The sequence below is a fragment of the Paenibacillus sp. LC231 genome (assembly GCF_001860525.1).
Lineage (GTDB): Bacteria > Bacillota > Bacilli > Paenibacillales > Paenibacillaceae > Paenibacillus_AQ.
In genome coordinates, this window is the sequence record NZ_JFOM01000056.1 from 20,570 (window position 1) to 42,956 (window position 22,387).

21 protein-coding genes and 1 other annotated feature are annotated in these 22,387 nt (G+C 51.1%); of the genes, 16 read left to right on the forward strand and 5 right to left on the reverse strand.

Features of this window, described 5'->3' with window-relative positions; translation table 11 throughout:
- Positions 1-76 precede the first annotated feature (76 nt).
- Positions 77-334 (forward strand) — a binding site (T-box leader).
- 51 nt (positions 335-385) lie between these two features.
- Positions 386-1,639, forward strand: coding sequence for a tyrosine--tRNA ligase (gene tyrS / locus AK95_RS30510; RefSeq protein WP_071223679.1), 1,254 nt, complete (start codon positions 386-388; stop codon positions 1,637-1,639).
- An 81-nt stretch (positions 1,640-1,720) separates the two neighbouring features.
- Here tyrS and rpsD read toward each other — a convergent pair whose 3' ends face one another.
- Entirely contained in the window at positions 1,721-2,323 is a 603-nt protein-coding gene (gene rpsD, locus AK95_RS30515) for a 30S ribosomal protein S4 (protein ID WP_071223680.1), read from the reverse strand.
- A 532-nt stretch (positions 2,324-2,855) separates the two neighbouring features.
- Between rpsD and AK95_RS30520 the strand changes: the two genes are divergently transcribed.
- From AK95_RS30520 to AK95_RS30540, 5 genes are all read left to right on the forward strand, one after another.
- On the forward strand, positions 2,856-4,847 hold the full coding sequence (locus AK95_RS30520) for a sensor domain-containing diguanylate cyclase (RefSeq protein WP_071223681.1): 1,992 nt from the start codon (positions 2,856-2,858) through the stop codon (positions 4,845-4,847).
- A gap of 103 nt (positions 4,848-4,950) precedes the next feature.
- Positions 4,951-5,778 carry a hypothetical protein gene (locus AK95_RS30525; protein ID WP_083397776.1) on the forward strand — a complete coding sequence of 276 codons (828 nt, stop codon included), beginning with the start codon at positions 4,951-4,953 and terminating at the stop codon, positions 5,776-5,778.
- 131 nt (positions 5,779-5,909) lie between these two features.
- Positions 5,910-7,025 carry an aminopeptidase gene (locus AK95_RS30530; protein ID WP_071223683.1) on the forward strand — a complete coding sequence of 372 codons (1,116 nt, stop codon included), beginning with the start codon at positions 5,910-5,912 and terminating at the stop codon, positions 7,023-7,025.
- A 95-nt stretch (positions 7,026-7,120) separates the two neighbouring features.
- Positions 7,121-7,366 carry an HPr family phosphocarrier protein gene (locus tag AK95_RS30535; RefSeq protein WP_071223684.1) on the forward strand — a complete coding sequence of 82 codons (246 nt, stop codon included), beginning with the start codon at positions 7,121-7,123 and terminating at the stop codon, positions 7,364-7,366.
- Positions 7,367-7,516: 150 nt separating this feature from the next.
- Entirely contained in the window at positions 7,517-7,804 is a 288-nt protein-coding gene (locus AK95_RS30540; RefSeq protein WP_009589686.1) for an Fpa/YlaN family protein, read from the forward strand.
- A gap of 126 nt (positions 7,805-7,930) precedes the next feature.
- Here the strand turns inward: AK95_RS30540 and cax are convergent, their stop codons facing one another.
- On the reverse strand, positions 7,931-9,004 hold the full coding sequence (gene cax, locus AK95_RS30545; RefSeq protein ID WP_071223685.1) for a calcium/proton exchanger: 1,074 nt from the start codon (positions 9,002-9,004) through the stop codon (positions 7,931-7,933).
- A 187-nt stretch (positions 9,005-9,191) separates the two neighbouring features.
- Here cax and AK95_RS30550 point away from each other — a divergent pair, with 187 nt between their 5' ends.
- On the forward strand, positions 9,192-9,578 hold the full coding sequence (locus AK95_RS30550) for an Asp23/Gls24 family envelope stress response protein (protein ID WP_009589611.1): 387 nt from the start codon (positions 9,192-9,194) through the stop codon (positions 9,576-9,578).
- Between the two features lie 55 nt (positions 9,579-9,633).
- On the opposite strand, the gene ftsW is transcribed toward AK95_RS30550, so the two are convergent.
- Positions 9,634-10,851, reverse strand: coding sequence for a putative lipid II flippase FtsW (gene ftsW, locus AK95_RS30555; RefSeq protein WP_071223686.1), 1,218 nt, complete (start codon positions 10,849-10,851; stop codon positions 9,634-9,636).
- A gap of 11 nt (positions 10,852-10,862) precedes the next feature.
- Positions 10,863-11,210 (reverse strand): YugN family protein, encoded by a 348-nt coding sequence (locus AK95_RS30560; RefSeq protein ID WP_009589628.1) that lies wholly within the window; start codon positions 11,208-11,210, stop codon positions 10,863-10,865.
- A gap of 252 nt (positions 11,211-11,462) precedes the next feature.
- Between AK95_RS30560 and AK95_RS30565 the strand changes: the two genes are divergently transcribed.
- The 9 genes from AK95_RS30565 to AK95_RS30605 all read left to right on the forward strand — a co-directional run bounded on the left by AK95_RS30565 (position 11,463) and on the right by AK95_RS30605 (position 20,442).
- Entirely contained in the window at positions 11,463-11,972 is a 510-nt protein-coding gene (locus tag AK95_RS30565; protein ID WP_071223687.1) for an NUDIX hydrolase, read from the forward strand.
- Between the two features lie 33 nt (positions 11,973-12,005).
- Positions 12,006-13,175 carry a M20 family metallopeptidase gene (locus AK95_RS30570; RefSeq protein WP_162487676.1) on the forward strand — a complete coding sequence of 390 codons (1,170 nt, stop codon included), beginning with the start codon at positions 12,006-12,008 and terminating at the stop codon, positions 13,173-13,175.
- A 140-nt stretch (positions 13,176-13,315) separates the two neighbouring features.
- The gene (locus AK95_RS30575) at positions 13,316-15,100 is read left to right on the forward strand and encodes a DNA repair helicase XPB (protein WP_071223689.1); all 1,785 of its coding nucleotides are present in this window, start codon (positions 13,316-13,318) and stop codon (positions 15,098-15,100) included.
- The gene (locus AK95_RS30580; protein WP_071223690.1) at positions 15,097-16,818 is read left to right on the forward strand and encodes a helicase-associated domain-containing protein; all 1,722 of its coding nucleotides are present in this window, start codon (positions 15,097-15,099) and stop codon (positions 16,816-16,818) included. Before AK95_RS30575 ends, AK95_RS30580 begins: the two co-directional genes overlap by 4 nt.
- A gap of 102 nt (positions 16,819-16,920) precedes the next feature.
- The gene (locus AK95_RS30585) at positions 16,921-17,358 is read left to right on the forward strand and encodes a YlbF/YmcA family competence regulator (protein WP_071223946.1); all 438 of its coding nucleotides are present in this window, start codon (positions 16,921-16,923) and stop codon (positions 17,356-17,358) included.
- Positions 17,359-17,405: 47 nt separating this feature from the next.
- Complete coding sequence (locus AK95_RS30590; protein WP_006209210.1) at positions 17,406-17,669, forward strand: YlbG family protein; 264 nt, start codon at positions 17,406-17,408, stop codon at positions 17,667-17,669.
- A gap of 407 nt (positions 17,670-18,076) precedes the next feature.
- On the forward strand, positions 18,077-18,514 hold the full coding sequence (locus AK95_RS30595; protein WP_071223691.1) for a hypothetical protein: 438 nt from the start codon (positions 18,077-18,079) through the stop codon (positions 18,512-18,514).
- A gap of 117 nt (positions 18,515-18,631) precedes the next feature.
- Positions 18,632-19,537: a selenium metabolism-associated LysR family transcriptional regulator gene (locus tag AK95_RS30600; RefSeq protein ID WP_071223692.1), complete on the forward strand. Its 906-nt coding sequence runs from the start codon at positions 18,632-18,634 to the stop codon at positions 19,535-19,537.
- A 50-nt stretch (positions 19,538-19,587) separates the two neighbouring features.
- Positions 19,588-20,442 carry a PHP domain-containing protein gene (locus AK95_RS30605; protein WP_162487680.1) on the forward strand — a complete coding sequence of 285 codons (855 nt, stop codon included), beginning with the start codon at positions 19,588-19,590 and terminating at the stop codon, positions 20,440-20,442.
- A 174-nt stretch (positions 20,443-20,616) separates the two neighbouring features.
- Here the strand turns inward: AK95_RS30605 and AK95_RS30610 are convergent, their stop codons facing one another.
- The gene (locus tag AK95_RS30610; RefSeq protein ID WP_071223693.1) at positions 20,617-22,374 is read right to left on the reverse strand and encodes an Rqc2 family fibronectin-binding protein; all 1,758 of its coding nucleotides are present in this window, start codon (positions 22,372-22,374) and stop codon (positions 20,617-20,619) included.
- Positions 22,375-22,387: the final 13 nt, after the last annotated feature.

Genomic DNA, 22,387 nt, shown 5'->3' on the forward strand with positions numbered 1-22,387 from the left:
ATATAGCGTGTCCTTTTTTGAGGAAGATTGACTTTTGCGGAAAGCATGTGATACAAATAATGGAAAGTTCATATCGTGAAAAGCTTTGAAGGACCCCAGTAGAAGGCGGAGCCTTTCGTTTCCAGAGAGTCGGTGGGTGGTGCAAACCGATAACGAGCCCCTTTGAATTACCGTCCGGAGCTGACCGGGGGAAAAAGAGCCGTACACCTGAGCGGCTGTTACAGTAGTCCGGTTCCGGGATGACAACCCGTTATGGCAATGAAGTGAGAATCCGTTCCTGAGGTAACGGGTTCTAATTAGGGTGGTAACGCGAGCGCTCCTACTCGTCCCTTGGGATGAGTAGGAGCTTTTTTGCGTTCATAAATAGAGGGAGGCGTGCGGAAACATGAAATGGGATGTTTTATCGAACGTTCAGCAGCAAGAGGTGGAACGGCAGATGGAGGTGATCTCCCGTGGCGCGGTGGAGATCATCCCGGAAGAAGCGATGAGGCAGAAGGTGATAAAATCGGTTGTAACCGGCGAGCCGCTGCGCGTGAAGCTGGGGATGGACCCGTCAGCGCCCGATCTTCACGTCGGGCATACCGTCGTGCTGCAGAAGCTGCGTCAATTCCAGGAACTCGGACATGAAGTACAGCTCATCATTGGGGACTTTACCGGCAGAATCGGAGATCCGACAGGCAAATCCGAAACGCGTAAGCAGCTGTCGGAAGAAGATGTTAGACGGCATGCGGAAACGTACAAAAAACAAATATACAAGGTATTGGCTCCTGAAAAAACGAAGGTATATTACAACTCCGAGTGGCTTGCGCCGATGACTTTTGCCGATGTGGTCAGCTTATCGGCAAAGGTGACGGTGGCACGGATGCTGGAACGCGATGATTTTACAAAACGTTATCAGAGCGGGCTTCCGATCAGCATCCATGAATTTTTTTACCCATTGATGCAGGGGATGGATTCCGTGGCGCTTAAGACCGATGTCGAGCTTGGCGGGACGGATCAGAAGTTTAACTTGCTGATGGGACGCACCCTGCAAAAGGAGTATGGCTCAGAGCCTCAAGTTGCAATCACGATGCCGCTTATTGAAGGGCTTGACGGCGTACAGAAGATGAGTAAGAGCTTGGGCAATTACATCGGTATCGATGAAGAGCCGAATGAGATGTACGGTAAAACCATGTCCGTTCCGGATGAGCTCTTGCTCAAATACTTCAGCTTGGCCACGGATATGGCAAGTGAGGAGGTAACCAGCTTGGAGAAGGGGCTCCGGGACGGAATCGTCCATCCCCGGGATGCCAAGATGAGTCTCTCGCACAGACTCGTTCGCATGTATCATGGGCGGGAGGCTGCGGATGCTGCACAGCAGCATTTTGTGACCGTATTCCAGCAGAAGGCACTTCCTGAAGACATTGAGGTTTACATGGTACCCAAAGGAGAATTGAAGGAAGGAAAGATGATGCTTATCCATCTGCTGACACTGCTCGGTTTTGCCGCTTCCAATGGCGAGGCCAGACGGAGCATTCAGCAGGGGGCCGTAAAATGGAACGGAGAGAAATGCAGCGACATTTACGGTGAGATCGTTCCTCTAGATGGGGATGTGGTTCAAGTGGGCAGGCGTAAATTTGCCAGACTGAAGCTTTTTTGAGGTTATTTTAAAATTCAGAGGATTCACCATAAAAAAACCCTGAAGGCCGAGGCCTTCAGGGTTTTGGGTTCCGAGTTAATCTTAACGGTTGTAGAATTCGACGATTTGCTTCTCATCGATATCTTGGGAAAGTTCGGAACGTTCTGGAAGACGGATGTATTTCCCTTCCATTGCTGCTTCATCAAACTCGAGGTAAGCTGGAAGATGTACACGGTTAGCCAAAGCTTCCTTGATGGAGGAAAGGCCGCGGCTTCTTTCACGAAGACCGATTACATCGCCAGTGCTTACAGCGTAAGAAGCGATATCGACTTTCTTGCCGTTCACAGTCACGTGGCCGTGAGCTACCAATTGGCGAGCACCCGCACGGGAGTTGCTGAAGCCAAGACGGTAAACCAGGTTGTCCAGACGGCTCTCAAGCAGGAACATAAAGTTCTCACCAGCGATACCTTTCATGCCAGTTGCTTTGTTAAACAGGGTTTTAAATTGCTTCTCGCCCAAGCCGTACATATGACGCAGCTTTTGCTTTTCTTGAAGCTGCATACCATAGTTGCTGACTTTTCTCCGTTGGTTAGGACCATGCTGACCTGGAGGGAAAGGGCGTTTAGCCAATTCTTTACCTGTACCGCTCAGGGAGATTCCCAGACGACGGCTTAATTTAAATTTAGGACCGGTGTAACGTGCCATGTTATATAGACTCCTTTTTAATTAAAGTTTCATTAGGGCTCTATTTGCGCCGTATTTGTTTGCTCTACCGAAATCGCCGGAAGATCTGCCAGGAAAGTTCAGCCGCTGTCCTGTCAGTAACAAATAACGTGAGGGTGACACAACCCGCCCAAATTCATGGAATGCATTGCATTCTTACTCAACAATAAATATTATATGAAGTAATGATATAAAGTCAAGTTCAACCTGCAACTTACTATAACTTGGATTTTGTCTAATTTTGTCGATAGGTCCATGGACCTAAAATTATTGTGAAAAACGCATAAATTTTAATGCAAAAATGGGTAGAAAAGAGTAAGATGGTATTGGATTAAGTAGTCTCATTTATCTAGTTACATATTGTAACACCTATCTGGTGTTTAAGTAGCACCTTCCCAACATGTTGAACAGCTGGGTTACCGCCATTTATGCGGCAGCCAATGGATCCTTACATTATGAATCGGAACGCCAGTCTTGGATAGGCCTTTTATAATGGTGCAAAGGAGCGCCCAATATGTCAGAAGATCAACGGAAAGTGTATGAAAGCTCTCCCGGTTCTGCAGTTATGTTTCATGATGCCGGGCCAATTCCTGGAAACGAGCCTTGCTTTTGGCTTCAGAGCTTGGATATTACACCTCATGATTTCCCTTATATTCAGCCTCTCATATCAGACAGCTATCTGGAGTGGCTAAGAGAAAGCGCAGGCACACAGGCGATGAAGAAATTCAGCTGGGCCCTTCTTTCTCATGAGGGAGCTTGGCTGACAGGGGCTTCCGATATAACGGAATACCTTAATGGAAGTGAAGATGAGACATTATCGCTTGCTTTGAACTCCAAGGAAGCGGCCCAAGGAATGGGAAGGGGTTCGTTTGAGGGAAGCGTGCTGTGCGCTGTCCCGCTCTTCACTCGGATTCATGGTGATGTATTTGCGGTGATGGTCAGTGTTTCCTCGCAGGCAATGGAGCCGGAACAATCACTTATGCTGACAGAAACATACGCCTTATTGTTTCGTTCCTGCTTCTATCGGAAGCTGGAGTACGTGTTTGCTGATGATCTGGAGAAAGTCCACACCCAAGCTGAGCGTGAGGTGCACAGGCGTTCCATCATGTTTCAGTATGTCAAACGGATGCATGTCCAGATTGATGTGGACAGCGTGCTGGTGGAGGCTATCGACAGTGTCCTGGCGCTGTATCCCAAGGCCAAAGTCGAATTGTTTATGTCTCAGGACCATGAGAGTGGACATCCGCTTGTACGTCCTCTGCTGCTTCATCATTGGCAGAAAGAGGTTTATGTGCGGACATTCATGGAGGGTACCCTCACGATTGATGAACATGAGGAATCCGATTCGATCGTGGAAATCGGGATTCCCATGGGAGGCAAGCAGGGCGTTTATGGCGTACTCCATGTGGAAGTGGACAAGTCCGAGCTGCCCGATATGGATCTGGAGCTGCTCGGGATGATGGCCGACGCTGCCGGCACCGCGTTTGAGAATGCCAAATTGTACGAGCAGTCCAATCTGATGATTCATGAGCTCCGTATGATTAATGAATTGACACAGCGGTTGAACAAAAGCCTGCATTTGGCGGAGATATTTCAATTTGCCAACCATGAGCTGCTAAAGATTCTTGAAGCCGATTACTGCTGCATTTTGATTTATAACGAGGAGCTTGGCGGTCTTGAAGTGGTATCCTGCAACGCTGAGTGGCTTTCCAAGGAGGTCTTTGAGAAGGATTATGGTTTGGGCGGCCTAGTCTATCATTCGAAGGAGCCCCTCATCCTGTCAGACTATCACGAAGAACGTCCGGCGGAATCCAGACTGATGGAGAGTACCCATTCCAGCTCGATGATTGCTACTCCGCTAACCGTTAACGGTGAAGTACGGGGCGTTGTTCTTCTCACCCATGCGAAGCCGCATTATTTTTCCTATGACAGCTATCGGCTGCTTCAAGCTCTGACCAGCCATATTGGTCTGGCTATCGGCAATGCTTTTCTGCATGCGGAAGTGAGGAGAATGGCTAACCGGGATATGCTGACTGAACTGTATGCGAGACATTATCTTGACGAAATGATCCATGAATGTCAGAACCGTGATTTTTGCGGTTCTCTCATCGTTGTGGATATCGATGAATTCAAGCAGGTCAATGATACGTTCGGTCACCAGCGGGGGGACAAAATTCTGAAGCAGGTCAGCAGCATCGTGAAGACAACGATACGGCACAGCGATATTCCAGCCCGTTGGGGCGGTGAAGAGCTTGCCGTGTATTTGCCGGGACTCGGCATTCAACAGGCGATGCAGGTCGCCGAACGGATTCGCATAAGGGTATCGGAAGAGACCGATCCCCGCGTAACGGTGTCCTGCGGAATTTCCGAATGGAACTGGACCAATGACAAGATCAGCGTAGAGTCTCTCTTCTATCGAGCGGATATGGCCCTTTACGAAGCGAAGAATGGCGGCCGCAACCGGATTGTCGTGGAGAGGGCGGAAGCTGAAATCGGACTGGATTAAATACCCTGCAGCTATTTAGTGGCTGCAGGGTTTTTTCTGTAATCTGCATAATGTAAGGGGCCGCGGATAGCCTAAGAGCAAGATCAACGAGAGGCTGATGATTATGAGAATGAGAAGATCACGGAGCGTCATCGGAATGGTTTTATTCGTCTTTTGCCTAACCGGATGTGCCTGGCAGGAGCAGTTGTCTGCCGAAGAGTCGTTTAACCGTGCCCTGTCGGGGCTGTCGGGCGTTGATAATTTCTCTTTTCGGGGAGAAGCAGCGATTCGGACCGGAGAAAACGGACCGTTTCAGCAAAGTTTGGCATTTGAAGGCAATCTGCAGCATCATACGGATTTGACACTATCATCAAGGGACAAAGGGACAACAATACAGAAGGATAAGGTATCAGCGGATTCGGTATATAAATCAGATGGACTTACAGTGGCACTGAAGCGCAAAGAAGGCAAGTGGAGCACGCTGTCATCGGAACATGCCGAAGAAATGTGGATCACCCGCCTGAATCCGCTGGAACTGCTGGAGTATATCGGAAAGTCGGAGAAGACGGTGACCCAGGAACTGGGGGCGGCAAGAGGAACCAAGGTGCTGCGAATCGAGCTGTCACCCGAGGCGGCAGCCAATATGGTCTATGGATCGCTGGATGAGCAGATGAAGGCGCTGGCTGCGCGGATTGAACGCAAAGGGGATCCGCTATACAGTGCAGATCCTAAGGTTCGTAAACGACTGAAGGCCGTCTGGGAGCGAGACTATAATGAAATGAAGAACATGCTCAGCAAGGCGGATGCCGTTTCGGTCTCTCATGTAACGATTAACAAAAAAAAACAGCTTCCTACCAAACTGACTATGGAACGAACGTTGTTTTTTGTTGACGAGCAGGGCAGAACCCGCACGGAAACGCTGCTGTCCGATGTTACTTTTACCGGTTATTGAAAGATCAGCCATGAAAATTTTTTTAACGATGAACGCTGACTTCGTGTTGGTTGCATGCTACAATAATTTATAAATTTACCGCTGTTCAATTCATATGTAGGGGAACAGTCATCATAAGGAGGATATGACATATGCGTGATCCCAGAATTCAAAAACTGGCTCAAAATCTCGTGAACTATTCGGTAGATATGCAGCCAGGCGAAAATGTGCTCATTGAAATGATCGGATCGGAGCGCGATCTGCTGAATGCCATCATTGAGGAGGTTTCGAATCAAGGCGGCCGCCCGTTCGTGCAATTGACAGATCGCACGGTTCAACGGGCAATGCTGAAGAACGCAAACAAGGAGCAGCTTGAGCTGTGGGCTGAGCTGGATCTTGAGCGCATGAAGAAAATGGATTGTTACATCGGTATCCGCGCAGGCGAGAACGTCAACGATATGGCTGACGTGCCTGAGGAAAACATGAAGCTGTACAATGCACTTTACTCGCATCCCGTACATAGCGAAGAGCGTGTCAAGCGTACGAAATGGGTGGTTCTCCGCTATCCGAACGCCAGCATGGCGCAGCTTGCCAACACCAGCACGGAGGCGTTTGAGGATTTCTACTTCGATGTGTGCAATCTGGACTACTCCAAAATGGACCGCGCGCAGGATCCTTTGGCCGAGCTGATGAGGAATACCGACAAGGTTCGCATCGTGGGACCGGGAACGGACCTCAGCTTCTCGATCAAGAACATCGGCGCGGAGAAATGCTCCGGCCAGAAAAACATTCCGGATGGCGAGGTATACACAGCGCCTGTTCGTGATTCGGTTAACGGAACGATCGCTTACAATACACCGACTCTTTACAATGGCGTCACTTTCGAAAATATTAAATTCCGCTTTGAAAACGGAAAAATCGTCGAAGCAACAGGCAGCGACACGAAGCGGCTGAACGAGATCCTTGATGCGGACGAAGGTGCAAGATATATCGGCGAGTTTGCCATCGGCTTCAACCCGTACATTTTGACACCGATGAAAGATATTCTGTTTGACGAGAAAATCGCGGGAAGCCTGCATTTTACGCCAGGTCAAGCATATGATGTAACAGACAACGGCAATCGTTCCTCGATTCACTGGGATCTCGTGCTGATCCAGCGTCCGGAGTACGGCGGCGGGGAAATCTACTTTGATGACCGTCTCATTCGCAAGGATGGTATATTTGTTATTCCAGAACTGGCAGCGTTAAATCCGGAAAATCTTAAATAGATTGGAAAAAATGTTGCATAAGAAAACGGATTCAATGTATCATGAAGGTGCAGTGATGAGCTTTATTCAGATCCTAAAGTTACGGAGGGATTCGTATGTCCAATAACAATCAATCTATCGTAGAAATTTCGCAAACCGCCAGCCAATTCTCATCCTCCATCGTTTTACAGGCGGAGAACAAGTACATTGATGTTAAGAGCATCTTGGGTCTGTTCACAACGCTTGTCAACAGCCAAAGCTATGAACTGCATGTACACGGACCTGATGCTGATGCAGCTAAAAAGGCAATGATCGACGTATTCACCAAGCATGGTTTGAATGTATCCGTCGTGGCTGAATAACAGTCGCCAAAAATACCCTTCCATAGAATGGAAGGGTGTTTTTTTGTAGAGAAAGGGTCTATTTTGTTCAGGTCCTTGTATTGAGAAACGATTTCGACTAATATTAAAGATAGTAACTGTGCTGTGATTTTTGACATAGGGGGGAAGATCATGACTTCATCTGATTTACAGGAACAGCTGAATCTCAAAGCGATCAGTCTTCTTCATGAAGATGCAGATAAAATCCTAAAGCTTATTGAAGTACAGATGGAGAATCTGGCGACCCGTTATTGCCCTCTCTATGAGGAAGTGCTGGATACCCAAATGTACGGTTTTTCAAAAGAGGTTGATTTCGCGGTGCGGGCCGGGCTTCTTCCGGAAAGTACGGGAAAGCAGCTGATCAGCAAGCTTGAACGCAATCTGGCGGTCCTGTACGAAGCCATGAATCAATCCAAATAGCCTGTACTCGTACAGGCGCATACATAGAGAAACGCATGTCGCACTCAGGCGGCATGCGTTTTTTTCTTGTGGATAGGATGGAACGCGTTCGATGAATGCAGCTGTGCGGGCGGACCGTTCCTAAGCTTAGACGAGGAAGAACGAGACGCCTAGTATGACGTATACGGCGAGCAGCAGAAGGCCTTCATACCAGTTGGAAGCACCGTCCTGCGTGATGGATCTGGCAATGAATACGGCGACGCCGATGGCGACCAGCTCCAGCGTGGTGAACACGAGATCCATCGTATCTCCGAGAAAGAAGCTGATGAACACAAGCACGGGAGCGACGAACAGGGCGATCTGCAGGCTGCTGCCAACGGCAATTTCAACGGCGGCGCCGATTTTGTTCTTCATCGCCAGCATGATGGCTGCACTGTGTTCGGCGGCGTTACCGATAATCGCTACCAGGAAGGCCCCGATAAACAGCTCGCTGAGGCCATACTCGTGACTGATAGGCTCAAGGACCCCAACAAGCCATTCGCTGACAAACGCGACCATGACGGTGGCGACGACAAGATACAGAATCGAGCGTTTCTTGGACCAGGTGGGGCCGTGCTCGTGCGGCAGTGCATCCTGGTCGTGATCGTCGCTGACATCCGCCAAATAATTTTTGTGAGTAATCATTGAGAATCCAAGCCATGCGATGTAGGACACGATAAGAATTCCCGCTACAATGAGGCTGAGCGTCTTGGTCTCACCCTCCGTTATGGAGTGGGTATTCAGAAAGACCGCAGGGATGAACAGCGCGATAATGGCCAGCGTCATCAGGGATCCGTTCAGACCTGCCAGCGTCACATTGTATTTCTGGATTTTAAACTTGAGGCCCCCGGCAAACAGGCTGAGCCCGAGAACGAGCAGCAAGTTGCCGATAATGGAGCCGGTGATGCTTGCCTTCACCATATCGTACAAGCCTTCCTTGATCAGCAGGATGGCGATGATCAGCTCTGCCGCGTTACCGAAGGTAGCGTTGAGGAATCCCCCGAGTCGTTGACCCGCGTAATGCGCAACGCTTTCGGTTGCTTTGCCTAGAAAACCGGCGACAAAAATAACCGAGATAGAAGACAAAATGAATTGGAGCGTGAAGTTCCAGTTCGCAAAGTGTCCCAGCGCGCTGAGTAAAAAAGTGAAGATGAGAAGCGCGGGATTTAGCCATTTTTTCATAACCGACACCTACCTTATGGTTTATGTACTGATGAGTTCTTGCGAGTGGAAACGACGATTCTCGCATCGCTTTCTACAATATACCCAAATTTTTCGAAAAATTATCCTTGTTTTCTGAAGGGAGCATTTGCTTTTTGGGTCCGTTACGATTTACAATAACGGATAATGAGGTGAAGGAGGATATGGCATGACGGAACAACTTCAACTGGATAACGGTTTGATTCGAATATCGGATGATGTCGTCTCGAAAATTGCCGGATTGGCTGCCTTGGAAACCCCAGGTATTGCAGCCATGTCCGGTGGATTGTCCGAGGGCTGGGCTAAGAGACTGAGCGGCAAAAATGTGCAAAAAGGTGTTACCGTGGAAGTAGGTCAGCTGGAAGCGGCGATCGACCTGCGGATTATCGTGCTCTATGAGACACCAATACATGAAGTGTGCCGCATGCTTCAACAGAATGTCCGCGAAGCTGTCGAGAGCATGACAGGGCTTCGTGTGGTTGAGGTCAACGTGAAGGTCGAAGGCGTAGCGTTTAAAGACGATGAAATCGACGATATTCAGCTTCGAGCCAAATAAGACGAACCCTAGGGGATCGTGCCCCGCTAATTATGAAAAAAATCGAAAAAAAAGACTACCGGGTTGCCCGGTAGTCTTTTTTAATTACGGATTTAACCTGCTCCTCTTTCATCGGACGGTTGCTGTCCCTGGATATGCTAAGCACGATTCCCATACTCAGCATCATGACCAGCAGCGAGGATCCGCCATAACTGATGAACGGGAGGGTAACGCCCGTTATCGGGATGGTATTGGTCACCCCGCCGATATTGATGAAGGCCTGAATGGCGATCAGTCCCATGATGCCGACGCCGGTCAAGGTACCGAAGGGATCCGAGCAGCGAAGCGAAACAATGATCCCTCGCAGGATAAAATATAAGTAGAGCAGGAGGAATATCGCGGTTCCGATAAAACCGAATTCTTCGCCGATGACCGAAAAGATAAAGTCGTTATAAGGATTCGGCAGGTAATGCAGCTTCTGCACGCTCTCCCCGTAACCTGCTCCGGTGACACCGCCCTGGCCGATGGCAATCAGCGATTGAACCAAATTGTAGCCCGTGTCCGACTCATCGTGGAACGGGTCCATGAAAGCCTCGATCCGGCCCATCTTATAGTTCTTGGAAGCCTCTTCCTGATCTCCGCCGGAGTTAAAGAGCGATCCGACGCCCAGTGTGAGCACCAGGCCAAGCGCGACAAGCGAGATACATCCGAGGATATGCTTGAGGCTGGCGCCGCCGGCATAGATCAGCAGTCCGCTGGTAGCCACGAGGATGAAACAGGAGCCCAGGTCCGGCTGAAGCATGATCAGTCCCGCTACGATCCCTACAATAATGAGTACGGGGAAGAAACCGCCCTTCCATTGACGGATTCGTTCCCCTTTTTTGGTGATCAACGCTGCCAGATAGACAATGGTCGCTATTTTGGCCAGTTCGGTCGGCTGGATGCCGAATTTCCCCAGGTTAAACCAGCTTGTGGCTCCGTTGGTTGCGGAACCGATGATCACCACAAGAATCAGCAGCATTAAGGTTAGAAAAAACACCGGTATGAATAGCTTCTTGTACTTTTTATAGTTGATGTTCATGGCAACAAACATAACCAATGTGCCAAGGACGGCAAACGCGACTTGCCGCTTCGTGAAATGCAGCGGATCGTTATTGAATTTTTCATTGAAAACGGCCAAGCTGGAGCTGGAACTGAACACCATGATCAGTCCGAATCCCACCAACAGCAAGGTAAGGATCAGCAGTTGAAAATCAGGCGTCCCTCTCTTCGGCTGAGGTTTGGTCGTATTCATAATGTTCGACCTTACGCTTCCAGAAGAGCTTTGAGCTCTTGAAGCTTCTTGGTGGCCACATTCATAACGGGCTGTGGAGCCATGGATTCATACTCGAGACCGTGCGGGAACGTGGCTTTGCCCAGGTATACCGCTTCGATTTTGAGGATGGTGTCCGGTTTTTCCAGCTTGCCTTCAACAGCGCGGGTGTTAATGCGCAGGAAGTATTCAGCCTGATTTTTTTTATCTTCGATTTTCAAGTCATATGTAGCGCGGTAGTATTCCCACTGCCAACGAATGAAGCCTACTTTTTCGGCACATTCATCGAGGTAAGCTAAATCGCTGTGCAATCCGTCCAAGCCTGTATTTTCGAAAATCATGTGGTCGTAACCCCCTTAATAGTCCTTGCAAAGTTCTTTAATATGATAGTATGTTTCAGGAACTTGTGCAAGCCTGTACCGCCCGTCACGCTTCAATTGAGACCTTTTATCCAGATGAGTTTTTGATAACGACAGGCATTCTTCTTTTCTGCTAAAATAAAAGCAAGTGAAAACGCTGTGAAATGTACGCTTTCCATTCAGGTGGTTATATATTCATAGGACTTCAATTCAAGCGAAGGGTGGATATGGCCGATGAACCGCGTCGTTTACCGCACGGATTATTATGTAGTGGAAGAGAACGGGCAGAAGGAAATTGTCGTGATCGACCGGATTCCGGAATCGGCAGCGGTTGTGGCCGTTTATCAAGGATGTCTGCTCTTGGTATGCCAGCACCGGGAAGCGGTGGATGAGATCACTTGGGAGCTTCCTGGCGGAACGGTGAAACCCGGTGAGGAACGGAAGCTTGCCGTGAAGCGGGAGCTTGAGGAAGAGGCAGGTGTGCTGTGCAAGGACTTGTCCTACATGGGCAGCGCTTATCCGATGGCTTCTCTGGCCAACCGGAACGTTCATTATTATTTCACCGACGATTTGAAGGTGTCCGTTAGCCAAGAGTCGAATCAAGATGAGGACGAAGATGTTAGAGCTATGTGGGTCCCGCTCAGGGATGTGTATCGCAAGATGAAGGAAAGCGGCCGAATGGATGCCATGGTTGGGCACGGGCTGCTGCTGAGCAAGCTTCACGGATTTCTTGCGATCGATTGAGCCGCATATAGCGGGGAAGGATGATGGAACTTGATGAAGGAAGCATTTTGGGAACAATGGTATCCACGGATGGTGGAGTGGCGGCGTCATTTACATATGCACCCGGAACTTTCGTTCCAGGAGAAGGAAACTTCGACATTTATAGCAACCCGGCTGCAGGAGCTTGGTCTGGAGGTCAAGACAGGCGTGGGCGGTCATGGAGTGATAGGAATTCTAAGAGGAGATAAACCCGGCAAGACCGTTGTGCTGCGCTCCGACATGGATGCCCTGCCGATTGAAGACGGCAAGAGCTGCGATTACAAATCGCAGGTGCAAGGAGTGATGCATGCTTGCGGGCATGACGGGCATGCCTCCATGCTGCTGGGAGCTGCGGCTTACTACAGCACGTACCCGGAAGAAGTCCAGGGCGAGATTCGGTTCATGTTTCAGCCAGCGGAGGAAGTCTGCCCCGGCGGTGCGGTAGAGATGATCAAGGATGGAGCGCTTGACGGAGCCGACGTTGTCTATGGTCTCCACTTATGGACGCCGTTTCCAGTAGGTACCGCGGCGAGCGCGCCCGGTCCGCTGATGGCTGCTGCGGATGAGTTTTTCATTGATATTACGGGACGCGGGGGACACGGCGGTATGCCGCATGTGACAGCCGATGCCCTGGTAGCGGGAGCAGCGCTGGTCATGCAGCTTCAAACCATTGTAAGCCGCACGGTAGATCCGCTGCAGCCTGCCGTGGTTACGGTAGGAACGATGCAAGCCGGAACGGCGCAAAACGTCATTGCTTCCGCTTGCCGGATCACGGGAACGGTACGCACCTTTGACGAACCTACCCGGACGCTAATACGGGAGCGGATCGAGCATATGACCCGGACGGTTTCGGAAACCTACGGCACGAAAGCAGCGGTCCGATATCTCGTCGGTTATCCACCCTTGGTGAATGATGAGACCGAAACCGCTCGCTTCTTCCGTACGGCCCCTAAGGTATTCGAAGCGGATCAGGTCAAGGTGTCACCCAAACTGATGCCGGCAGAGGATTTTGCATACTACTTGAAGGAAATCCCGGGCTGCTTCATTTTCGTTGGAGCCGGTAACCCGGATAAGGCGGCAATCTATCCGCACCACCATCCGATGTTCGACTTTGATGAAGATGCCATGCGTTATGGGGCGAAGCTGCTGGTCGAGTTGGTGTCGAGCTATCAGAACGGGGGCTAGACTTTAAGAAAATCGCAATCATCGCGCATGAACGCTCGTAATTTGGAAATCCTATAGATCATAGGGGAAGTTCAGATCCATGGACATGGATGTGGGCTTCTTTTTTTTTAGATGACCAAACGTTACGAGGAGGGAATAGGGTGCATAACAAGCCATGCATCGTCCAGCGGGATCGGACCATATTGCTTGAAACCGCTCATGCGGATGCTGAGGCCGCACGCAAACAACTGGCCCAGTATGCGGATTTGATCAAAAGTCCTACGTCTTTTCATACATATCGCCTCACCCCGTTATCCTTATGGAACGCCGCTGCCGGAGGAATGACGGCTGAGTCGATTTGTTCGAGCCTTCGGTCGCTGTCACGATGGGATGTGCCGGCAGCTCTGCTCGAAGAGGTTCGCCAGCTCGTTGGGCGTTACGGACAGCTCTCGCTGCTCCCGCATCCCACGCTTGACCGTTCATTGCTGCTATCTAGTCATGAGGAAGCCTTGATGCAGGAGCTGATGTCCCATCGCTCCCTGAAGGAAATCGGCGTTCGATTGATTTCGCCGATGGAAGCAGAAGTGCCTTCAGACCGACGTGGCCTATTGAAGCAGGAGCTGACCCGGCTCGGCTATCCAGTGCTGGACCACGCGGGATATATGGACGGGCAATATCTGAACATTCTTTGGCGTGGTGAAAAATCGGACAGTGGGGGTCTTGAAGACTCCAACGGCGGATCCAACGATCAGCGCTTTCAGCTCCGCGACTATCAGCGGAAGGCTGCCGATTCCTTCAGGGATGTCGGCGGTGAAGGCGGCAACGGGGTGCTTGTCCTGCCTTGCGGTGCCGGGAAAACGGTCATTGGCATCGCTGCGATGCGCGATCTGCAGTGCGAGACTCTGATCCTCACCTCCAACACAACGTCTGTAAGGCAGTGGATCGCCGAGCTGGTGCAGAAAACCTCGCTGACCGCGGAGGAGATCGGTGAATACTCCGGTCAGCGCAAAGAGGTGAGGCCGGTAACGGTCGCCACCTATCACATCCTGACCCATCGACAAGGCAAGGGGGATGAACAGCAGCATATGAAGCTGTTTAATGAACGTCGCTGGGGCTTAATCATCTATGACGAGGTCCATCTTCTTCCGGCACCGGTATTTCGTGCGACAGCTGATATTCAGGCGACCCGCAGGCTTGGACTGACCGCCACCCTGGTTCGAGAGGATGGAAGGGAGCATGACGTGTTCTCGTTGATCGGCCCCAAACGATATGAAATGCCGTGGAAAAGGCTGGAGGAGCAGGGCTGGATTGCTTCGGTGGACTGTACGGAGATTAAGGTGCCGCTGCCGGATGAGATCAGAGCAGCCTGCGAGACGGCGGGCAAAAGGGATCAGTATCGGCTGGCTGCCGAGAATCCGTCCAAGCTCCGCGTGATTCGGCAGCTCGTGGATTTCCACAAGGATGCACAGACGCTGATCATTGGGCAATACCTGGATCAGCTTCATGCCATTGCCGAAGAGCTGCAGGCCCCTCTCATTACGGGGCAGATGACGCAGGATCAGCGCAATGAATGGTATAAGGCTTTCCGTGAAGGAACCGTCCGTGTACTTGTCGTTTCGAAAGTGGCTAACTTCGCCGTTGACCTGCCTGATGCCTCCGTGGCGATCGAGGTATCGGGAAGTTACGGCTCTAGGCAGGAGGAGGCGCAGCGTCTCGGACGCTTGCTGCGGCCGAAGCAGGGGGAGAACCGGGCTTATTTTTATGCATTGGTAACGGAGGAGAGCCGGGAGGAGATGTTTGCGATCCGGCGTCAGCTGTTCCTGATTGAGCAGGGTTATGAATATCACGCGCTTCAAGCGAACCCCCCGGCCTTCCTTGACCTGGCATCGATGCGGCATAGGCATCGCCTGCAGATTCCTGACGGGAAGGAGGCCTCGTGGAGATGATGGAACAGCAGGACGTGGCGGATGCCATAAGTTTAGAACGGCTTCTTCCGAAGGAGCGGTCGGTCCTTCATCATATCTGGAGCCGTTTTGCCGGGCAGCGATTTGATGACGACAAACTTCGCTCGCTGCGCGTTCGGCGCTTGAGCGGCGTGGAAGTGCAGCTCGCTTTCTTATCCTTGAGGCAGCAGCGATGGGTTCATGCGGTGAAGCAGGGCTGGGGCGAGAGGCTGTATTTCATCCCTTTTGATAAGCTTCAGATTCTCCAGGAGGCCTTTGCCGATCTCGAGGCGGGTTCCGTTCCGGCAGCTGCCGTGAAGCTCCAGCAGGAGGGAAGAAGCGGGATAGCAGTCGATATGTTCAACGTTCTCGTATATGTCGCCAAGAATCGTGGGGCTGTGACCGCCAAAGGGGTTCTGCATAAAAAATTTATTCAGAAGCTGGGAAGCGTGGTGGGATTATCGCCATCCGATGTTGAGGGGCTCGCACTTCAATATGATCACGCTGATGTTTACCCACCACATATTGCGGTTGTATTGGATTTGCTGTTTTCGTTTGATCTGGTCGCCCTGGAGCAAGGGGAGCTTAGACTGAACATGACCGCATTGCGCCACTGGCTTACACTCACGCGCGAAGCGATGGACCGATTGGTTCTGTTGCGCATGATGGAACGCTATGTTCCGAGTTCGGCCGAGTATCAGCATTTCACATGGAGGATTTGTCACTCATCACGAATCGGCGGGATGTGGTACTATGCTCAGCACACATTGGCATATGGCGAGGAGCCCCAGAACTTGGAGCCAAGTAGCGGAAGGGAATTGTCCGCGGAGGACGCAGCTTCATGGCTCCGTTTATTAACCGGCTGCGGTTACACCGATCTTGGCATGGATCACGATGGCCAATTCCTGTTCCGGTGGCGTATGGATCCCTGCTCCTTGCTGAGTGGAAGCAGCCAGTCTAACACCGGATCTTCGGGGCTGTTTATCCAGCCGGATTTTGACATATTGATTCCGCCTGACGTGTCTTACACGGTCAAGTTTACGGCTGCCCTGTGCACGGAGCGCATCTCGGATGACGTAATGACGGTCTATCGTCTGACCAGGGATTCGGTAGCTCAGGCAGCGACAGCAGGAATGGGTCTGGAAGCGATGACGGCATTTTTTACGGAGCATGCTGCGGCGGGAATCCCGGAGAACGTGCAGGCTGCCTTATATCAGTGGGGCAAAGAGCTTGAAAGAACGGGTAAGGATGAGCTTTTACGATTTATCGGCGCAGCTCCGAAAGATAAAGCGGTACCCGGGGCCTGTGATGAAGAAGATAACCGTTACGTCATGCCGGGTTATCCTGGCAGCCCATCCAGCAGTTTGATTCGCCCTGCGCGCAGCGAGCTTGCTCTTGAATTGGACCACAGCCTTCCGGATATAACGTCAATCGTTCCGGATTTGAACCGGATTCCCATCATGTGGACACGGGATTGGCGCTCTTATCACGGTTCGACGGCCAAGCAAATGATGGAGCAGGCGCTTGAATTGTCAGCTAAATTAGAGATTGCGGTCGATGGCAGCCGGATGGAGTTTATTCCATTCCAGCTCGAGCGGCAGCCATGGAAAATTTCGGGGGCGTTATACGATCCGGACTCCGAATCTGATTCCGAAATGACGGAAACCGTGGTGAAGTTAGGCGAAGGGGAATGGAAGGAAATGCGGCTTGTGATTCCGTAAAAGCGTATGAATTCCCCCTTCTTAAGATACGAGCGTTATGCTATGATGAAAGAGTCCACGAACAAAGCGTGGGCCAAACTAATAGAAAAGCGGGATGAGTTCATGAGCGTATCGGAAATAAATACGGTCGATATGGCCGAGGTGCTCACCTATGCCTATGAAATAGGCGACATGATTAATGCTTCCGTCGAAGTGGCGGATTATCTATATTGGAAGCAGGCAGTTGAGGGTGATCCTATGATTCAGGCTTTGATCAAAAAGCTTGAGTCCAAGAAAGAGCTGTTTGAAGAGACTCAGCGGTTCGGTCACTTTCACCCGAACTACCATTCGGCCAAGGATGAAGTAGCCGCAGTGGAAGCCGAGCTTGAGGCTTTCGAGCCTGTAGCCCGGTTCAAGCAGGCGGAGAAGAATCTGGACGATCTGCTGCATTCGATGTCGGAGAAGATTGCTTTTTCGGTTTCGGAGAGCATCAAGGTTCCGGGCAACGATCCTCTTCCCAAGAAGGGGTGCGGTAGCGGCGGAGCTTGTTCGTGCGGATAATAGGCATAGACTAGAGATAGAGACGAAAGTGAGGCGAGGAGCTTAGGATGTTGGCTGAACGGACCGGTTTTATTATATGGGTCAGCGATGTAAAGGCAGCAAGGAATTTGGAGAAATACGGCAGTGTGCACTATATATCACGCCGCATGCATTATGTTGTCATGTACGTCAATGCTGACCGCGCCGAGGAAACAATGAAGAACATCCGGAGATTGTCCTACGTTCGTAAGATCGAGCGCTCCTACCGGAATGAGATTAAGACGGAGTACAGCAGCAAAGGGCCGGATAAAGCGAAGTTTTACGGACCTTAGCATGATGTCCTGATCGAGAATCTAACGCAAATCGCATAAGTTAGCGAGAAGAGCGTAAAGCGGCCCCCTCAGGGCCGCTTTTTTTAAGCTATCGGAAAGTATAAAATTGGAGCGTTGGCATGGTCTTATAAAGTTTATTAGGGATTGATGACGATAGATTGGCATAATTCGGAATCTTGTTTGATAAAATAGTATAAGTAAGGTACAATTTACATTTTAATCAAACCCATCATTCCATTCGGGCGTCTGCGCCTCAACGCACAGGATACAACTAGAGATATTTCTAAATTTTCGGTGATTGTTCACAAGAAGCGAGGTTTCAATCTTGTGAATGCCAGTGGAATGATGTAATATGTTGGGTATATATACATAGATACAAAGACCCATTTGGTGGAGAGTGATATTCCATGCGCGACAAAGGGACTGAGCGGTGGAGCACCTATGAGCCGTTTTATATTACGTTAAATGATAAAAAGGTCGCCGACATCGTCATTACCAATCATGCGAAGAGCCGTTATACGGACCGGGTTCAAGGTAACGACACGTCCCATGAGGAAATCGGGACTTGGATGTGGGAGTGCCTGAAGCAGGACCGGATCGTGCCGTATTACCGCAACGAGCAGGATGTCTATCTGATTGACGACGACCTGGTTGTAGTGGCGGAGTTCTCGGAGCTGGAGCATGAACGTGATCTGATTGGCAACCCGCTGCATCGGATGATTATTGTAACTTTTTTGGGACGTATGTCAGAAACCATTGAGCTTCGAGACCTGAAGTCTTATTACTCATGGCTTCGCCATTCACGTCGCATGACACTGATTAAGAACAGCCGTAAACGTAAATAAAGAAATAGAGTTTTCATATGGCATGCGAGCGTAAGCGCGGATGTCTTTTTTGTATGCTCCGCCGCGATCCGTTACAATGATAAATACAAAAGCGGCAGCGAGAGGGGAACCAATGTTATGAACTTTCATCAGCTACATATTTTTTACACGGTAGCAGAGCGCGGGAGTTTTTCCGCTGCTGCCCAGGCGCTTCATATGAGCCAGCCGGCTGTGACGATGCAGGTACAATCGCTCGAGGAGTATTTTGGGACAAAGCTCCTCATTCGTTCCACCAAGCGCATGGAATTATCCGAGGCCGGGAGGACGCTGCTTCCTTTTGCCCGGAAGAGCCTGGAGCTGTCGCAGGAAACGGACGCGGCGATGGCGGCTTTCTCTAATAAGCTTCAGGGAAGGCTGCAGTTGGGGGCAAGCCTGACCATCGGGGAATACGTGCTGCCCCGATTGCTGGGGCCCTTCGGCCGGGAGTATCCGGATATATCCATTATGCTGAAAGTGATGAACACCACGCAGATCCTCGAGGAAATCGCCGGCCATCAACTGAATTTTGGGCTGATCGAGGCACCTGTGGAGCATCCGGATATGGTCCTCGATTCGGTCATGGAGGATGAGTTGAAACTGATCGTTCCTTCCGGCCATCCTTTAGCAATAAGGAAAGATGCGATATATTTGGAGGATGTGCTGAAGTATCCGTTTGTGCTTCGCGAGAAGGGGTCTGGCACACGGAAGGTGATGGAGGATGTGCTGCTTATGCGGGGGTATGATCCCGAAAGCATCCAAACGGTCATGGAGCTTGGGAGCACGGGAGCGGTGAAATCGGCGGTAGAGGAAGGGCTCGGCATCACGATGCTATCGACCTCAACGGTCAAGCATGAAACCGCGCTCGGTTTAGTCAAAATGATTGATATTGCGGATGCCTCGTTTAAACGGAATTTTTATTCCATTCAGTTGCGGTCCGCGCTGCTGCCGATGTCGGCGATGACGTTTTTGGCCTATTTAAAGGAACGTCAGCAAAACCAGCGATAAAGCACACCCGAACTTACAACGAAAGGGGATTGATTGACATAGATAAATCGATGAATCGGACAGGCTGCGACCTCCATTCCCACACCCAGGCTTCGGACGGGATGAACACGCCTTCGGAGAACGTGCAGCTTGCTTTCGAGCGGGGACTTGGGGCTCTAGCTATAACGGACCATGACACGGTGGCCGGTGTCGAGGAGGCACTGCAAGCCGGAGAAAGCCTCAACATGATCGTGGTCCCTGGCGTAGAAATCAGCACCATGGCAGGCGGGACGGATATTCACGTCCTGGGCTATTACATAGATTACCGGGACCCCGTGTTTCTGGAGCGGCTGGCAGAGCTCCGTCGTACGAGAGTGGAGCGCAATGAGAAGATCATGGCGAAGCTGAGAGGGCTTGGCATCGAGCTGACGATGGAGGAAGTGATCAGAGGCTTGGGGCGGCCGCTGGAACCCGATGAGAGCATCGGCCGCCCGCATATTGCGGATGCCCTGGTTCTTAAGGGTCATGCCCTCGATCTAAGGGATGCCTTCGACCGGTATCTCGCACAGGGCGCAGCTGCATATGTGCCACAGCCGCGGATTCATCCCAAGGAAGCCTGCGAATGGATACGCGAAGCCGGGGGGGTGCCGGTGCTTGCGCACCCTGGACTCTACGGCGATGATGCATTGGTGAGAGCGGTCATTGAAGAGGCTGCTTTCAAGGGGATTGAAGTCTATCATTCGGACCATGGGGCAGCAGAGGAGAAACGGTATTTGGAGATGGCCGAGGCATACGGTTTGATTGTGACCGCCGGATCCGATTACCATGGCGAGAGGCAGGGCCAGGTGTTCCATGGGGATATCGGCAGCCGCCAGGTATCCATCCAGGTGTTGGATGAGCTTCAACAGGCGCGGGCAAGGAGCTAAGCTCGACAACACGGCGCGGGTTTCGAGCGGAATCCGTTTGTGCTGCTCCGGCGGATTCGTATAGGAGAGTCGGGGCATGACAGTAAGAAAAAACGGGTCCTCCGGCAGGTCATACGACCTTTCGGATACCCGTTTTGTGGTTTAATTAACGATATATCGAGTTCGTTGCTCATCTTAATTGCGATTGTTTTTTACCGAACTGGGCATCGCCTTGATCCGCTGCTCGTCCGGCGTGACGAACAGCGTTTTTTGATTGTCATAAATGACAAACCCGGGCTTGGCTCCATTCGGCTTGCGTACATGGCGAATGAGCGTGTAGTCGACAGGCACGCTGCTGGATTCTTTGGCCTGGCTGTAATAAGCCGCCAGCTGTGCCGCTTCCTGCAGCGTTGCCTCCCCGTACTCGCTGCTTCGGATGACCACGTGAGAGCCCGGGATATCCTTGGTGTGCAGCCATGTATCATTTGAGGAAGCGAGACGGTTGGTTACGTATTCGTTTTGGAGGTTGTTTTTTCCAACATAAAGCTCGATGCCTTCGGATGAAGTATAGACATGCAGCGTCGGCTTGTCGTTTTTCTTCTTTTTCTTCGCTTTACGATTGCGGTCTCTCAAATATCCCTGCTGGATCAGCTCGTCCCGGATTTCATCGATGTCGCTCAAGGAAGCATGCGACAGCTGCTGCAGAAGATTCTCGATATAGTTGATCTCTTCGCGGGTTTTGATTAACTGTTCGTCGATGACCGCGAGGCTGTTCTTGTATTTATTATATTTTTTGAAATAGCGCTGCGCATTGTCCGACGGAGTCAGGAGCGGATCGAGCGGAATGGTGACGGTCGCCTGCTCTTCATCATAGAAGTTGACAAGCTGTACTTCACGGTCGCCCTTCTGAATCTGGTGGAGTGAGGCGAAGAGAAGCTCGCCAAAGATGCGATACCGGTCGGCATCCCCGGCTTCTTCCAAGTCCTTGTTCAGATTATCCAGCTTCTTGATGTTCTTCGTCCGTTCATTCTGCAGGAATCGGAGGAGGTCGCTGACCTTCTGTTTTACCGTATCCCGCTGCGCCTTATCCCCGTAATAATCCTCCATGCATCGACTGACCGACTCGTACGTTGTAGTCTCGTCCACCAGCAAGGTCAGCGGAATGACGGAGAACACCGACTTTCCTTTGGCATTGACGCCTGTAACCGGCGTATATTGATGGTTGCGTACTTGTTCCATGACCTCATCAAATGCGCTCCACAGACTTCCGCAATCTTTTTCCCCTTCAAGCTCACCTGGACTCCCTTCCCCTGCGCGGTTGGCAATTTCCTGGGCCGCGAGCGGACTGAGGCCGCTGAACGCGCCGACCAGCCATGGAACGGCCTGCTCCTCGTTCATCAGACAGGATTCCCGGAAGGTTTCCTGCAAGGTTTCGAGTGGATTCAGCTTGTGCTGCTCCGGCGGATTCGTATAGGAGAATCCCGGCATAACCACGCGGTAGCTGCTGATGGCGGGCGTCACATGGTTGATGCCGTCCAGAATGGTGCCGCTTGCGGGATCGAGCAGAATGATGTTGCTGTGTCTGCCCATGAGCTCGACGATGATTTTCTTGGAGGAAATATCCCCGAGTTCGTCACGCTGCCGGATCGTAATATGGATAATTCGTTCCATCCCCACCTGCTGGATGTCCTCGATGATGCCGCTCTCGCAATGCTTGCGCAGAATCATGCAAAACATAGGGGCTTCGGCCGGATTCAGAAAGGTCTCCTGCGTCAGGTGCACCCTGGGATACGTGGGGTTTGCGGATAGCAGCAGCTTGGCGTTTCCCTGCTGGGTGCGTATATGAAACACGATGTCCCGATCGTTCGGTTGATATATTTTATTGATCCGTGCGCCCCGGCATGATTGAAGCTCATGCACGATCGCACGCGTGACAATGCCGTCTAATGCCATCCTTCATTCTCCT